General features: G+C 64.0%; 12 protein-coding genes. 8 read left to right on the top strand and 4 right to left on the bottom strand.

Annotation, left to right across the window (positions count from 1 at the left end; genetic code table 11):
- The first annotated feature begins 20 nt into the window (after positions 1 to 20).
- The 3 genes from rfaD to Q2K57_RS07245 all read left to right on the top strand — a co-directional run bounded on the left by rfaD (position 21) and on the right by Q2K57_RS07245 (position 2,911).
- On the top strand, positions 21 to 977 hold the full coding sequence (rfaD, locus tag Q2K57_RS07255) for an ADP-glyceromanno-heptose 6-epimerase (RefSeq protein WP_304526467.1): 957 nt from the start codon (positions 21 to 23) through the stop codon (positions 975 to 977).
- Positions 970 to 2,010 (top strand): lipopolysaccharide heptosyltransferase II, encoded by a 1,041-nt coding sequence (gene waaF / locus Q2K57_RS07250; protein ID WP_304526466.1) that lies wholly within the window; start codon positions 970 to 972, stop codon positions 2,008 to 2,010. Before rfaD ends, waaF begins: the two co-directional genes overlap by 8 nt.
- Positions 2,011 to 2,131: 121 nt before the next feature.
- Positions 2,132 to 2,911 carry a glycosyltransferase family 2 protein gene (locus Q2K57_RS07245; RefSeq protein WP_304526465.1) on the top strand — a complete coding sequence of 260 codons (780 nt, stop codon included), beginning with the start codon at positions 2,132 to 2,134 and terminating at the stop codon, positions 2,909 to 2,911.
- On the opposite strand, the gene Q2K57_RS07240 is transcribed toward Q2K57_RS07245, so the two are convergent.
- Positions 2,865 to 3,962, bottom strand: coding sequence for a glycosyltransferase family 9 protein (locus Q2K57_RS07240; protein ID WP_304526464.1), 1,098 nt, complete (start codon positions 3,960 to 3,962; stop codon positions 2,865 to 2,867). The two genes, Q2K57_RS07245 and Q2K57_RS07240, sit on opposite strands and share 47 nt — an antisense overlap.
- Positions 3,963 to 4,398: 436 nt before the next feature.
- Here Q2K57_RS07240 and Q2K57_RS07235 point away from each other — a divergent pair, with 436 nt between their 5' ends.
- Positions 4,399 to 5,379 carry a glycosyl transferase family 90 gene (locus tag Q2K57_RS07235; protein WP_304526463.1) on the top strand — a complete coding sequence of 327 codons (981 nt, stop codon included), beginning with the start codon at positions 4,399 to 4,401 and terminating at the stop codon, positions 5,377 to 5,379.
- Here Q2K57_RS07235 and Q2K57_RS07230 read toward each other — a convergent pair.
- Positions 5,355 to 6,134, bottom strand: a complete 780-nt coding sequence (locus tag Q2K57_RS07230) for a 3-deoxy-D-manno-octulosonic acid kinase (protein WP_304526462.1) — start codon at positions 6,132 to 6,134, stop codon at positions 5,355 to 5,357. The genes Q2K57_RS07235 and Q2K57_RS07230 overlap by 25 nt on opposite strands.
- Between Q2K57_RS07230 and Q2K57_RS07225 the strand changes: the two genes are divergently transcribed.
- Genes Q2K57_RS07225 through waaA form a run of 3 tightly spaced genes read left to right on the top strand, consistent with a single transcriptional unit; the run spans position 6,133 to position 9,945 of the window.
- A complete protein-coding gene (locus tag Q2K57_RS07225) occupies positions 6,133 to 7,206 on the top strand; it encodes a glycosyltransferase family 9 protein (RefSeq protein ID WP_304526461.1) in 1,074 nt (357 codons plus the stop codon). The two genes, Q2K57_RS07230 and Q2K57_RS07225, sit on opposite strands and share 2 nt — an antisense overlap.
- Positions 7,196 to 8,626, top strand: a complete 1,431-nt coding sequence (gene hldE, locus Q2K57_RS07220) for a bifunctional D-glycero-beta-D-manno-heptose-7-phosphate kinase/D-glycero-beta-D-manno-heptose 1-phosphate adenylyltransferase HldE (RefSeq protein WP_304526460.1) — start codon at positions 7,196 to 7,198, stop codon at positions 8,624 to 8,626. The genes Q2K57_RS07225 and hldE overlap by 11 nt, the downstream gene beginning before the upstream one ends.
- A complete protein-coding gene (gene waaA / locus Q2K57_RS07215) occupies positions 8,626 to 9,945 on the top strand; it encodes a lipid IV(A) 3-deoxy-D-manno-octulosonic acid transferase (RefSeq protein ID WP_304526459.1) in 1,320 nt (439 codons plus the stop codon). Before hldE ends, waaA begins: the two co-directional genes overlap by 1 nt.
- A gap of 8 nt (positions 9,946 to 9,953) precedes the next feature.
- Here the strand turns inward: waaA and rpiA are convergent, their stop codons facing one another.
- Positions 9,954 to 10,634: a ribose-5-phosphate isomerase RpiA gene (rpiA, locus tag Q2K57_RS07210; protein WP_112055691.1), complete on the bottom strand. Its 681-nt coding sequence runs from the start codon at positions 10,632 to 10,634 to the stop codon at positions 9,954 to 9,956.
- Positions 10,635 to 10,841: 207 nt separating this feature from the next.
- On the opposite strand from rpiA, the gene ilvA reads away from it, so the two are divergent.
- Positions 10,842 to 12,356 carry a threonine ammonia-lyase, biosynthetic gene (gene ilvA / locus Q2K57_RS07205; protein ID WP_112055692.1) on the top strand — a complete coding sequence of 505 codons (1,515 nt, stop codon included), beginning with the start codon at positions 10,842 to 10,844 and terminating at the stop codon, positions 12,354 to 12,356.
- A 689-nt stretch (positions 12,357 to 13,045) separates the two neighbouring features.
- On the opposite strand, the gene Q2K57_RS07200 is transcribed toward ilvA, so the two are convergent.
- Entirely contained in the window at positions 13,046 to 13,735 is a 690-nt protein-coding gene (locus tag Q2K57_RS07200) for a 5-formyltetrahydrofolate cyclo-ligase (protein WP_304526458.1), read from the bottom strand.
- Positions 13,736 to 13,745 lie beyond the last annotated feature (10 nt).

Genomic DNA, 13,745 nt, shown 5'->3' with positions numbered 1-13,745 from the left:
AACATGATGGGGAATTGACGATGATTGTAGTCACAGGCGGCGCCGGCTTTATCGGCGCCAATCTGGTCAAAGCACTGAATGCCCGCGGTCGCCAAGACGTGCTGGTGGTGGATGATCTTTCCGACGGCACCAAGTTCGTCAACCTGGCCGACTGCACACTGGGGGACTATCTCGATAAAGATGACTTCCTGATGCGCATCGAGGCCTCTCTGCGCGGCGATGATGCCGGGCTGCCGGAGATCGAAGCGATCTTCCACGAGGGTGCCTGCTCCGACACCACCGAGTGGGACGGGCGCTTCATGATGGAAAACAACTTCGAATATTCGAAGGTGCTGCTCAACTTCTGCCAGGCCAAGGGCATCCCCTTCCTGTATGCCTCGTCGGCGGCGACCTATGGCGGCAGCGAGGTGTTCTTCGAGGCCCCCGAGCACGAGAAGCCACTCAACGTTTACGGCTACTCCAAGCTGCTGTTCGATCAGTATGTGCGGGCGCGTTGGGACACCTTCAAAAGCCAGGTGGTGGGCTTTCGCTACTTCAACGTGTACGGGCCCCGTGAGCAGCACAAGGGCAAGATGGCGAGCGTGGCCTATCATCACCACACCCAGGTTCAGGCCGGGCAGAACCCCAAGCTGTTCGGCGCCTGGGACGGTTATGAGGCCGGCATGCAGAGCCGCGACTTCGTCTACGTCGGTGACGTGGTGAATGTGAACCTGTGGTTCCTCGATAACCCGGACCGTTCGGGAATCTTCAACCTGGGTACCGGCCGGGCTGAACCGTTCAAGACCATCGCCGATACCGCGATCGACTACTACGGCAAGGGCCAAATCGATTTCATCGACTTCCCGAATGAGCTCAAGGGGCGCTACCAGAGCTATACCCGTGCGGATATCACGCGCCTGCGCGAGGCCGGCTATACCGCCGAGTTCAAGACCGTCGCCGAGGGCGTGCGCGAGTATCTGGAGTGGCTGAATGGCTGACGCCGGCGAGCGGATTCTGGTAGTGGGGCCATCCTGGGTCGGGGACATGGTGATGGCCCAGAGCCTTCTGATGACGCTCAAGACGCGCCATCCCGGCTGCACGCTGGGCGTGGTCGCCCCCGGCTGGTCGCTGCCGATCCTCGAGCGCATGGCGGAGGTTGACGAGGCGCTGGCACTGGAGGTCGGCCATGGCGAGCTCGGCTTCGCCGCTCGTCGAGAGCTGGCACGTCATCTCAAGGGGCGCTTCGATCGCGCCATCGTGCTGCCGCGATCGTGGAAGTCGGCGATGGTGCCCTTCCTGGCACGTATCCCCAAGCGCCGGGGCTTTACCGGCGAGCAGCGGCTATGGCTGCTCAATGAGCGGCGCCGCCTGGACAAGACGCTGCTCGACCAGACCGTCAAGCGCTTCGTCTCCCTGGGGTTGCCCGAAGAGGAAGCAGCCAGCGGTGACTTCGCCATTCCGCGCCCCCGCCTGGCGGTGAACCCGGACAACCTGGTCGAGCTCAGGCTTCACCATCAGCTGTCATCGCGCCCGGCCATCGGCATGATGCCGGGGGCCGAATATGGCCCTGCCAAGCAGTGGCCTCTCGAGCACTTTCATGCGCTGGCGGTACAGCTGGTGACCAAGGGCTACGAGGTTCGAGTCTTGGGCGGGCCGAAGGATACTCCGGCCGGTGAGGTGATCTGCGCGGGCCTGTCTCACGCCCACAACCTGTGCGGGCGCACGCGGCTTGCTGATGCCGTGGACCTGCTCGCCGACTGCGAGCAGGTGGTGACCAACGACTCGGGGCTGATGCACGTGGCCTCCGCGGTCGGCACCCGAGTACACGCCATTTACGGCTCCTCGTCGCCCGAGTACACGCCGCCGCTGACCAGCAACGCCCGAATTCATTATCTGGCGCTGTCCTGCTCGCCGTGTTTTGCGAGGGACTGTCCGCTTGGCCACACCAACTGCCTCAAGGATATCTCGCCCGAGCGCATGCTGGAGGCTATTGGCCAGCAAGGGGGCGTATATGAGGCGGCAGGCAGATGAGTACTGAATCAGTGCCTTTGTGGCGGTGTTTTTCGCGCCAAAAGTCGCCAAGGCGGTAACGTGCTTGATTGTGCCTTTGAGGCGCTTATTTTTACCCTGAATGAATTGGATCTGATTTATCATGAGCTTGGCCGCAGTACTGATCGTCAAGAATGAAGCTGATCATCTGGAGGCTTGCCTGAATAGCGTCCGCTGGGTTGATGAAATCGTCGTCGTGGATGCCGGCAGCCAAGATACGACATGCGAGATCGCAAAGCGCCATACGGATCGGGTAATGGTGGAAGACGACTGGAAGGGCTTCGGTATCCAGCGGCAACGCGCAGAGCGGCTGGTAAGCAGCGACTGGATCCTGATGATTGATGCCGACGAGCGTGTCACCCCTACCCTGGCGGCCAGCATTCAGGCAGCTATTCGGGCGAATCAGCCTGCCATCTATACTCTTCCCCGGTTATCGTTTTGTTTTGGACGATACATTCGACATTCCGGCTGGTATCCCGACCGCGTGGCGCGTCTCTATCCCCGAGGGTTGGCCGGTTACGATGACGCCATGGTTCATGAGAAGCTCGCCAACCCGGAGGGGTTGCCGGTCAAGCCGTTGGTTGGCGATCTGCTTCATTATACTTATCGGGATATGCGCCATTACCTAGAAAAGTCGGCGCACTATGCCCAAGCCTGGGCTGAGCAGCGCGCGGCCCGCGGTAAGCGCGCTGGCTTAGCGGAGGGTATCCTACATGGCGTGGGGTGCTTCTTGCGCATGTACCTGCTCAAGGCAGGCTTTCTCGATGGTCGGCAGGGCTTGCTGCTTGCCCTGCTATCGGCCCACTCAACCTTTGCCAAGTACGCCGACCTGTGGGTCAGGACTCGAACGACTGCGCCTTCCGGCGATCGAGAAACTGGCTGATCTCCGCGGCGGCGACGTCCAAGTCGATGCGCGACATGTCGGTGTCGCTGCCGGCATCGGCAGGGGGGCAGAAGGCGAGGCGATGCCGCTCACGGTTGCAGGTCTGCCAGCGCAGCGGCGTCGCGGAGCGCTTGGACGGATAGAATCCGACCGTCGGCAGGTCCAGGCAACCGGCAATATGCAGCGGGCCGGTTGATCCGGCAATAAACAGGTCGGCCGCGGCGAGGCTCAGCGCAAAGTCGGTGAGCCCTTGGCGAGGCGGCACGAATACGGCATCGCTGTCCTGATCGGTCAGTCGCTTGCAGAGCGCGGTGGCGGTGTCCTCCTCGCCCGGGCCACAGGTCAGCAGCCACAGGGGAGCCGCGGCCTGCGCCTCGGTGAGGCGCGCATCCACCTTTCCCGCCAGGGAGGCATACTGCTCGAGGGTCAGGTTGACCGCCGAGCCGCCGCTGCCGGCATGCAGGAAGGCCCAGGAGCGCTCTGTCATCAGGTCGAGTTCATCCTTCAGGTGTTGGCGCTGCCTTCGTCGTTCGTCCTGCGGCAGTGGCCAGTAAGGCGGCGCTAGGGCGGCAGGCACCGGCTGCCCAAGACGGATAAGCAGGGCCTCGGCCAGGTCCAGGTTGTACTGGTACTCGGGCTTTTGTGAGCGTGAGCGCCGCTGGGTGATGCGGTGATGGTAAAAGATCTGTGCCCACTTGGTGGCTGGGGCGAGGCGCATGGGAATGCCCGATCGCCATCCCAGCCAGCCGATGCGCGGTGTGGAATACAGCGTCAGTAAGGCCTTGAAATTTCCCTTGCGCATGCGAGCCAGCAGTTGCGCCTGGGCGTGCCGATCGCCGGAATCGCCCGGGTCCAGAATCACCTCATCGATCCAGGGGCACTGCCGCGCCAGTGGCGCCGTGTATTCCGGCACCAGCACGCTGATGTGGTTACCGGCATGCGCCTGCTTGAGAGAGGCTAACGCCGGCCAGGCGAGCATGAAGTCGCCTAATTTGTCGTTGCGCACGACCAGTATGCGTTGCCCCTGGGGCGCGTCGTGGAGCGGTGTCATCCTGAATACCTAGCCTCGCATGTCGAACAGAGGAGTGAGCCTTGTCTCACAAGGTCCTGCAGATGTGTCTCTCGGGCGAATGGAGCGGACCGGAAATGTATCCGTCGAAAATTATACCTGAGCTGGCGCGCCAAGAGAGGCAGTTCCACAGGCAGGGACTCCGATTCAAAGTTGGTCCAGAGCTTAGAGCAGTGTGATGTCTTGCCGCCCGACGATGCCGAGGCCCTAGCCGGTGCCATCGCTCGTCCGTATGATGATTCAGCGCCTGCCGAGCGGCGAGCGCGCAGCTCGGCCACAGAGCGGTGGCGACACTAGCATTGGATGATGCGACATGCTTGATCGCCTCTCAACAATGCTTCAATCGCCTATGCGGACGCTGACATCGCGCCTCTAGGCGCTTGCCGATGAACAACATACTAGCGATACGATGGCCCGGATGAAGACGCTACTGGCACAGCTGCACAAGAACGCACACAAGTTTCGTTTCTATGCCAGGCATGCGGTGGGGCTAGTGGTGCCGGCGGCCGTCCATCGGCGGCGCCTGGCGGGAATATTGGCCGAGCTCGATACCCTCGATGAGCCGGCGAGACAGGATGTCGAGGCGCGGGTCGCCTACTACAACCGCTGTGCCTCGGCCTTCGAGCCAGGTGAAAAAGCCACGACGATTGGCGGCTTCAGGCGCGACGGCAGCTGGGCCTACTATATCGATCTGCTGCGCTACCTGCGCTTCTTCCCTCGGCACCTGCGCTTTCGCCATCTCTTCGGCGATATCCGCGAGGTGCCAGAGCGACCCTCCTTCCTCAAGAGCCGGCCGGTGAGCGGTGACAATCAGCATTCGGTGCTGCTCAAGCTCAATACCGTGCGCCACTACTACGTCGTTCCCGACCGCATGCCTTTCGAGGCCAAAGAGGACCGGTTGGTCTGGCGCGGCGCCTGCCACCGGACGCACCGCCAGGCGTTCGTCGAACGCTTCCACGATCACCCGCTATGCGACGTTGGCGATGTGCGGCGCTGCTCCCGGGGGCAGCCCTATCACCGGCCCTTCATGAGCATCGAGGAGCAGCTTCAGTACAAGTTCGTGCTGAGCATCGAAGGCAAGGATGTGGCGACCAATCTGAAGTGGATCATGGCCTCGAATTCCCTGTGTTTCATGGCCGCGCCGCGCTTCGAGACCTGGTTCATGGAGGGGCGGCTGGTTCCCGGCCACCACTATGTGCAGCTCGCCGATGACTATGGCGATCTCGATGAAAAGATCGCCTACTACCGGGGTCACCCCGATGAGGCCAGGCGCATCATCGCCAACGCCAACGCATACGTGGCGCAGTTTGAAAACAAGCGGCGCGAGCGCCTGGTAGGCCTGCTGGTGATGGACAAGTACTTCGCCCGCTCGGGTCAGGCGTCGGTGTTGCCGTGGTAACCAGCGAGAATGGCGGGCAGCGCCGCCGCTGAGGCGAACTTCTCGAGCGAACGCTCGAGTCGTGCTAGGTTGCCCGCCTGCCAGCGACCCGCAGCCCGCAGGCGACAGCGGTCCAGATCGATCATGAAGACCTCGCCCTGCGGGCCGACCAGCAGGTTACGGGCATTGAGGTCCACATGGTCGAGTCCGGCGTCATGGAAGCGGCGAATGGTAGCGCCGACGCGTTCGAGCAGCGCGGCGTCGGCGTCCGGCAGGCAGTCGGCCAAGGCGCGGGCGCCGGTCAGGCGAACGGTGATCAACGCTGCCTGATAGACAAGGCCGCGCCGCCAGACGCCGGCAGCCACAGGGCGAGGCACAGGCAACCCCTTGGCATGGAGAGCGGCGGTCAGGTGCAGCTCGCGAAAGGCGCGGGTGCCCTCGCGACCGGTCCACAGGTAGCTTGAGTCGTTGACGCGGGCGATCAGGCCGCCGCGCCGGTAGGGGCGCAGCACCCATTGCTCGTCCGGCCGGTCGGGGGCCTTCAAGAAGAGACTCGCCCCGCGACCAGGCGCCTCGCCGGTCACAGTGCCATGCGCACGCCAGTAGTCCGGGCAGAACCAGCGTGGTTCCAGAGGCACGGGTGACGCCAGGTGATCGCTGGCAGTCGCATGCTTGTTGGCAGTCTCGCGGCCCTGTGCCGGTTTTCCCCCGTCACAAAAACGCCCTGCATCATATAGAATGAGAGCCTTGTCTTTCTGGAACGTTGCCAACTGCATGAAGCATCCTCTGCCCGTCCACCCCACGCACCTTTGCGTGCTTAGGCTCTCGGCCCTGGGCGATGTCTGTAACCTGGTGCCGACCGTGCGTGCCCTGCAGCGGCAGTGGCCGGGCGTGCGCATTACCTGGATCGTCGGTAAGGCGGAGCACAGTTTACTGTCGGGCCTGTCCGGGGTCGAGTTCGTGGTCTACGACAAATCGACCGGTCTTGCCGGCATGCGCGAGATATGGCGCACGCTCAAGGACACCCGCTTTGATACGCTGCTGCACATGCAGCAGTCGCTGCGTGCCAGCGTGCTGTCGCTGGGGCTGCGCTCCAAAGTGCGCATCGGTTACGACAAGGCCCGGGCCAAGGACTGGCAACACTGGTTCACCCAGCATCAGCTGGCGCCGCATCCGCGTGCCCATGTGCTCGAATCCTTCATGGATTTTGCCCGCGAGCTCGGCGTTGAGGACCTGACGCCGGAGTGGGGTCTGGCGATTCCCGACGACGCTCGGCGCGAAGCGCGCCAGGTCAGCGGCGAGCGAGAGTACGTGCTGATCAGCCCCTGCGCCAACCCGCGGCTGCGCAACTTCCGCAACTGGTCCGCCGAGGGCTATGCCGCGGTGATCGAACACCTGTGGAGCCGTCACGGCCTGGCGACAGTGATGAGCGGGGGCGGCAGCACCCAGGAGCGCGAGATGGGTGCCCGCATCCAGGCGCTGTGCTCCGAGGGCGCGGTGATCGACGCCATCGGTGGCACCTCGCTGAAGGGGCTGCTGGCTCTGATCGACGCTGCGCGTGCCGTCGTCGCGCCTGATTCCGGGCCGGTGCATATGGCCAACGCCCTGAATACGCCGACCGTGGGGCTCTATGCCACCACCAACCCGCAACGCGCCGCGCCCTATCGCTGGCGCGAGCATGTCGTCAATCGCTATCCCGAGGCCGTGCGCGCCTACCTGCACAAGTCGCCTGACGAGATCGTCTGGGGCACGCGTGTACGTCACCCCGATGCCATGTCGTTGATCCATGCCGATGACGTGATCGCTCACCTCGACGCTCTACTCATGGAGTCCCGCGATGAAGTTTGATTTGACCGCCCTCGAACAGGCCCGTCTGCTGGTGGTAGGCGATGTGATGCTCGATCGCTACTGGCACGGTGGCACCTCGCGGATCTCGCCGGAGGCGCCGGTGCCGGTGGTCAAGGTCAACGACGGCGAGGACCGTCCCGGCGGGGCCGCCAACGTGGCGCTCAATATTGCCTCACTGGGCGCCCACGCCGCCTTGGCGGGCCTGGTCGGCGACGATGAGAACGCCAACCTGCTGACCCATCGGCTCGAAGATTCCGGAGTGACCACTCACTTCCAGCGTAGCCCTGAAATACCGACGATTGCCAAGCTCAGGGTCATGAGCCGCAACCAGCAGCTGATCCGCCTGGATTTCGAGCAGGCGCTGGACGAGGTGGATACCCAGGACTTGCATGATCAGGTCGCGGCGCAGCTCGGTGACGCCGATCTGGTGATCCTCTCCGATTATGGCAAGGGCACCCTGAATCGCGTCGAATCGCTGATCCAGATGGTGCGCGATGCAGGCAAGCGGGTGCTGGTCGACCCCAAGGGCAGCGATTTCCGCCGCTATCGCGGGGCCAGCGTGGTCACCCCCAACCTGACCGAATTCGAGGCCGTGGTCGGCCCTTGCCGAACCGACGAGGAGCTGGCTGCCAAGGGCGAGGCGCTGAGGGTCGAGCTCGACCTGGAGGCTCTGCTGATCACCCGTAGCGAGAAGGGCATGACCCTGATCCGCGCTGATCATGCCCCCCTTCATCTGCCCACCCGGGCCCGCGAGGTCTATGACGTCACCGGCGCTGGCGACACCGTGATCGGCGTGCTGGGGCTGGCGCTGGCCGCCGGTCACGGCTTCCCCGAAGCCATGACGCTTTCCAACCTGGCCGCCGGCCTGGTGGTGGCCAAACCCGGCACCGCGACCCTGTCGATCGCCGAGCTCTATACGGCACTGCACGGCGACAAGCTCGCCGAGTTCGGCCTCATCGAGGCCGCGCCGCTGGTCGAGGCGGTACGCGCCGCCCAGGCCCGCGGCGAGAAGGTGGTGATGACCAATGGCTGCTTCGACATCCTGCACGCCGGCCATGTCGCCTATCTGGAGCAGGCCCGACGACTCGGCGATCGGCTGATCGTGGCGGTCAACGACGATGCCTCGATCGCGCGCCTCAAGGGGCCGACCCGGCCGATCAACCCCCTGCAGCGGCGCATGCAGGTGCTCGCGGGCCTCGGCGCCGTGGACTGGGTGGTGCCCTTTGGCGAGGACACCCCGGCGTCGCTGATCGAGACCGTGCTGCCCGACGTGCTGGTCAAGGGCGGTGATTATCAGCCTGCCGATATCGCCGGCGGCGAGGCGGTGATCGCCAACGGCGGCGAGGTGCGGGTGCTCGACTTCGAAGACGGCGTCTCTACCACGGCGATGATCTCGACCATTCTCGACCGGGAACGCTGATGCTTGCCTGCTGGCCGCGCTGCCTCTATTCGGGGGCGCTCTATGTGCTTTCGCCGCTGATCTGGCGACGGGTATGGCGTGAGCAGGCACTTGCTCACCCGAGGCTGGCACGCCTGGGGATGATTCCCCGCAACGCTAGTGGCACATCGGCTGACGGTCTCAGCGAGCGCCCCGTCACCTGGCTGCACTGCGCGTCGGTGGGTGAGGTGCTGGCGGCGCGTCCGCTGATCGAGGCGCTGGCCGCCGCTCGCCCCGGGCACCAGTTGGTGGTTACCACCATGACGGCCACCGGCGCCGACCGGGTTCAGGCGCTGGCCGACACCCTCAATGGAAAAGGCGTTGGCGCGATAGTGAGCCATCACTTCGTGCCGTTGGATTTCCCCGGTGCCGCGCGGCGCTTCGTCGCCCGGCTCGCACCGGTGCAGGCGATCTTCTTCGAGACCGAGCTATGGCCCAACCTGCTTGCCGCCTGCCGACGCCGCGGCGTGCCGGTCGCGGTAGTCAACGGCCGCCTGTCGCTCCGCGCCTTCGCGCGTTACATGAAGATCCGCCCGCTGATGGCGGCGGCGCTGGCCGACGTCGGCTGGCTGGCTGCCAAATCCGACGAAGATGCTGAGCGCTACCGAACCCTGGGCATGGCCGGTGCGGGCACTACCGTAGTGGGCTCGCTCAAGTTCGATGTGAGCGCCTCTGATGAGGATGTTGCTGATAGTGAGCGCTTACATGCATGGCTCGGAGAGCGGCCGATCTGGGTCGCCGGCTCGACGCATCCGGGCGAAGATGAACAGCTGCTCAACGCCCACCGGCGCCTGCTCGAGACGCACCCCGATGCGCTGATGATCCTGGTCCCCCGTCACCCTCAGCGCTTCGATGATGTCGCCGCACTGTGTGAGGCGCAGGGCATGAGTGTGGCGCGTCGATCAAAAAATGAGCGCCCCAGCCGCGACACGAACGTCTATCTTGGCGATACCATGGGCGAGCTCTCGACCTTCTATGGGGCCGCGGATGTTGCCTTCGTGGGCGGCAGCCTGGTGCCAATCGGCGGGCACAACCTGCTCGAGCCCGCGGTGCGGGGAGTGCCGGTGGTCACCGGGCCATCACTTGAGAATTTCAGCGATGTCGCCGCGACCCTGCGTGAGGCAGGGGCGCTCACCGACGTCGCCGATGCCGAAGCGCTTTCGAAGGCCTTGGGCGCGCTGATCGACGACCCGGCAGACAGAGAACGCCTCGGCGAAGCCGGTCGGCAGGTGGTGGCGGCCAACCGGGGCGCGCTCTCACGCACCCTGGAAGGCCTGGAGAGGATGATAAAGGCGAAGTAGGTGCTCGCTTACGCCTTGTCTTTTTCGGTGCGCGCCACGCCCTGGGGACCCCCGAGCAGCAGCACATCGGCACCGCGCGAGGCGAACAGGCCGTTGGTGACCACGCCGACGATGGCGTTGATGCGGGCCTCCATGGCCACCGGGTCCTCTATCATGAACTCATAGCAGTCGAGGATCTGGTTGCCGTTATCGGTCACCACCCCTTCGCGATAGACCGGCGTGGCGCCGAGCTTCACAAGCTCTCTGGCCACGTAGGAGCGAGCCATGGGGATCACCTCCACCGGCAGCGGGAAATCGCCCAGCACGTCTACCTGCTTCGAGGCATCGGCGATACAGACGAAGCGCTGGGCGCAGGCAGCAACGATCTTCTCGCGGGTCAGGGCCGCCCCGCCGCCCTTGATCATCTCAAGGCGCGGGTTGATCTCGTCGGCGCCGTCCACGTACACCGGTACCGTGCCGGCGAAGTTCATCTCGACCACGTCGATGCCGTGGGATTTCAAGCGCTTGGCGGTGGCCTCGGAGCTTGCTACGGCGGCCTTGAAGTCGTCGCGCAGAGCGGCCAGGCGGTCGATGAAACGGTCGGCGGTAGAGCCGGTGCCGACGCCGATGATCACTTCGCTGCCGAGCAGCGGGCGAATTTCCTCGATGGCGGCGGCGGCTACCGCCTCCTTCAGTTCGTCTTGGGTCATGAGAGCTCGCTTGGGGTTGTCGGAGTTTGGGATCGGCGGAAGAAGCGCCGCGATTATAGGCCAGTTCCGCGCCCGTGTTGATGGTCCCCTGTCCCGGCGTCGAAGGCGCTGGACGCCACGGCAGCGGGTCTGCTACCAATAGATGTTTTGCCACGCACGCGTTGGTCGCATGGCTTTGGGTCATGCCGACGCCCTTGGGATATCAGGATGCTCGAAGAAACCGTCAAGAAGATACTCACCGCCCGGGTCTACGAAGCGGCACGGGAAACGCCGATTTCAGCGGCCACCATCCTTTCCAAGCGTCTGCACAACCAGATTCTGATCAAGCGTGAAGACCTGCAGCCGGTCTACTCCTTCAAGATCCGTGGTGCCTACAACAAGATGGCGCAGCTTTCCGACGAGCAGAAGGCCAAGGGCGTGATCGCCGCCTCGGCGGGTAACCATGCCCAGGGGCTGGCGCTGGCTGCCAAGCTGATGGGCGTCAAGGCGGTGATCGTGATGCCGCGCATCACCCCGGAAATCAAGGTCCAGGCGGTGCGCGCCCGGGGAGCCAAGGTGATCCTCAAGGGAGATGCCTTTGCCGCCGCCGCCGCCCATGCTCAGGAGCTGATCGCCGAGCACGGCTATACCTACATTCCACCCTTCGACGACATCGACGTGGTCGCGGGTCAGGGCACCATCGGTGTGGAAATCCTTCGCCAGCACAGCGGCCGCCTGGATGCGGTCTTCGTGCCGGTGGGCGGCGGTGGCCTGATCGCCGGCGTGGCTGCCTACATCAAGTACCTGCGTCCCGAGATCAAGGTCATCGGGGTCGAATCCGAAGACAGCGCCAGCTTCAAGGCTGCCCTGGAAGCCGGTGAGCGAGTGGTGCTGGATCAGGTCGGCGTCTTCGCCGAAGGCGTTGCGGTGGCCCAGGCCGGTGAAGTGCCCTTCGCCATCGCCAGGGATCTGATCGATGAGATCATCACCGTCAACGCCGATGAGATGTGTGCCGCGGTCAAGGATATCTTCGAGGACACCCGCGCGGTGGCCGAGACCTCCGGCGCCCTGTCGCTGGCTGGCCTCAAGAAGTACATCCAGCGTGACGGCGCCGAGGGCGAGACGCTTCTGTGCATCAACTCAGGCGCCAACACCAACTTCGATCGCCTGCAGCACATCGCCGAACGCACCGAACTTGGCGAGCAGCGCGAGGCCATCCTGGCGGTGACCATCCCCGAGCGCCCGGGCAGCTTCAAGCGCTTCTGCAAGGCAATCGGCAAGCGCATGGTCACCGAGTTTAACTACCGCTACGCCGACCCGGACGCCGCTCACATCTTCGTCGGTGTGCAGGTCAAGCCGGGCGGCGAGGATCGCCAGGCGGTGATCGCCAAGCTGCGTGACGAGGGCTACCCGGTGGTTGATCTCACCGATGACGAGATGGCCAAGCTGCATATTCGCCACCTGGGCGGCGGCCGACCCAAGGAGCAGTTCGAAGAAGAAGTCTATCGCTTCGAGTTCCCGGAACGCCCCGGGGCCCTGATGAACTTCCTGACGCACCTGCCGGCTGACTGGAACATTTCGCTGTTTCACTACCGCAACCATGGTGCTGCCTATGGCCGGGTGCTGGTCGGCATGCAGATGCCCAGCGACGATCGCTCTCATGTCGAGGAATATTTCGACGCTATCGGTTACCGGTACTGGAAAGAAACCCATAATCCGGCCTATAGGTTATTCATGGCCTGATGGTCCGCAGTCGTAACAGTAGGTAAGTGTTGACTAACGGCTAGCCTTAGAGGTGGCAGGCGTTTTATCATGTGTTCTGGCTATTAAGGCGATTGTCATTCTTTAGGCTTAGCCTTATAGTCTTAAACGTCGTTAGTCAGACGACGCTTTCATCTTTTGTTACGACATCACGGAGTTGGCAATGAAACGCAAGCCCGATCTGGTCATGGCGCTGGTGCTGGTCTTCGGTCTCGGAGTGGTCGCCACCGGTTACGCTCAGGCCCTGGTCGGAAGCTGATGCTTCGCTGAGCCTGTGGTGACGCGATAGGCGTCACCATTTGGCTTTCATCGCAAGGTTTATCCGATCTCTCAGGCCTTATGCGCTCAGTCAGAGCTCATTCGACCAGCGCTCCTTTAACCAGGTTCTTTTAACTAGGTTCTTTTGAGCCCCTTTAATCACAGCCACGCCAGACCGACTGTGAATGCCCCTACCCGTATTCCCACCCCTGACGCGCATCGATGACCCGAGCGCGTGATCGGTCGGTATTAAAGCGGGGTTAGGCAAAAGACCGGCCGCTGCCTCCCTCAGGCAGCGGCCGGTCTTTTTTTGTGGCCCGAGTTTAGTGCGAGGGTGGCATCGTGGCCTGGAGGGGGCGTCGCGTGCTGGCGCTCGTGAGGGTGCCAGCCTGACGGGGTGGCTCCGGGGGTCCTCAGGGCCTAAGCACCCGGGCATCGCTTACGATGGCGTCCAGAGGCACGTCCCAGCTCGCCACCGGCAGCGTCGGTACACGCTGGCACTCATGGGCCAGGCCGATCAGCCGAGGGCGCGGGCCGCGCTGGCGTGTGAAGGCGAAGCTTCTATCGTAGAAGCCGCCGCCCATGCCCAGGCGCTGCCCCTGATCATCGAAGCCGACCAGCGGCATCAGCACCAGCTGCAGAGCCCAGGCGGGCAGGCGCCGGGCGCGATGGGCGCCGTGCCGGGTATCGGGTTCGCGGATGCCGAAGCGGTTGGTGACCATCGGCGTGCCTGCGTGGTAGCGCACGAACCACAGCCGGTTGTGCGTCAGTGGTGCCAGCACCGGCAGATAGACCTCTGCCCCGCGACGCTCGAGCCAGGCGATCAGCGGCCGGGGATCGATTTCGCTATCGTTAGGCAGATAGAGCGCCACGCGCTTGGCGCGACGAAACTCCGGCAGTCCACGCAAGCGGCGACACAGAGCCTTGGCGGCCTGGCGTTGCTGTCGAGGTGTTAGCGCGCGACGACGGCGGCGCAGGGTGCGGCGCAGCTCACGGCGTTGCTTCGGCGTATCGGCGACTGTCGAGAATGACAAATCGGGGGCTTTCTCGTCGTGATGGAACTCACGCGGGAAGGTCGTGTCAGGCAAGGGCGCATGAGGCATGGCGTACGAG

Source organism: Halomonas sp. I5-271120 (assembly GCF_030553075.1).
Lineage (GTDB): Bacteria > Pseudomonadota > Gammaproteobacteria > Pseudomonadales > Halomonadaceae > Onishia > Onishia taeanensis_A.
Note: the sequence above shows the minus strand (reverse complement) of the source record. Positions and strands in the feature narration are given on the sequence as shown.

What these genes read in the sequence shown, in the direction of transcription:
- Q2K57_RS07225 (WP_304526461.1), top strand. Translation starts at nt 6,133, where the DNA reads ATGAAGCATCCTCTGCCCGTCCACCCCACGCACCTTTGCGTGCTTAGG.
- Q2K57_RS07200 (WP_304526458.1), bottom strand. Translation starts at nt 13,735, where the DNA reads ATGCCTCATGCGCCCTTGCCTGACACGACCTTCCCGCGTGAGTTCCAT.
- Q2K57_RS07235 (WP_304526463.1), top strand. Translation starts at nt 4,399, where the DNA reads ATGAAGACGCTACTGGCACAGCTGCACAAGAACGCACACAAGTTTCGT.
- waaA (WP_304526459.1), top strand. Translation starts at nt 8,626, where the DNA reads ATGCTTGCCTGCTGGCCGCGCTGCCTCTATTCGGGGGCGCTCTATGTG.
- Q2K57_RS07240 (WP_304526464.1), bottom strand. Translation starts at nt 3,962, where the DNA reads ATGACACCGCTCCACGACGCGCCCCAGGGGCAACGCATACTGGTCGTG.
- Q2K57_RS07245 (WP_304526465.1), top strand. Translation starts at nt 2,132, where the DNA reads ATGAGCTTGGCCGCAGTACTGATCGTCAAGAATGAAGCTGATCATCTG.
- rpiA (WP_112055691.1), bottom strand. Translation starts at nt 10,634, where the DNA reads ATGACCCAAGACGAACTGAAGGAGGCGGTAGCCGCCGCCGCCATCGAG.
- hldE (WP_304526460.1), top strand. Translation starts at nt 7,196, where the DNA reads ATGAAGTTTGATTTGACCGCCCTCGAACAGGCCCGTCTGCTGGTGGTA.
- ilvA (WP_112055692.1), top strand. Translation starts at nt 10,842, where the DNA reads ATGCTCGAAGAAACCGTCAAGAAGATACTCACCGCCCGGGTCTACGAA.
- waaF (WP_304526466.1), top strand. Translation starts at nt 970, where the DNA reads ATGGCTGACGCCGGCGAGCGGATTCTGGTAGTGGGGCCATCCTGGGTC.
- Q2K57_RS07230 (WP_304526462.1), bottom strand. Translation starts at nt 6,134, where the DNA reads ATGCAGTTGGCAACGTTCCAGAAAGACAAGGCTCTCATTCTATATGAT.
- rfaD (WP_304526467.1), top strand. Translation starts at nt 21, where the DNA reads ATGATTGTAGTCACAGGCGGCGCCGGCTTTATCGGCGCCAATCTGGTC.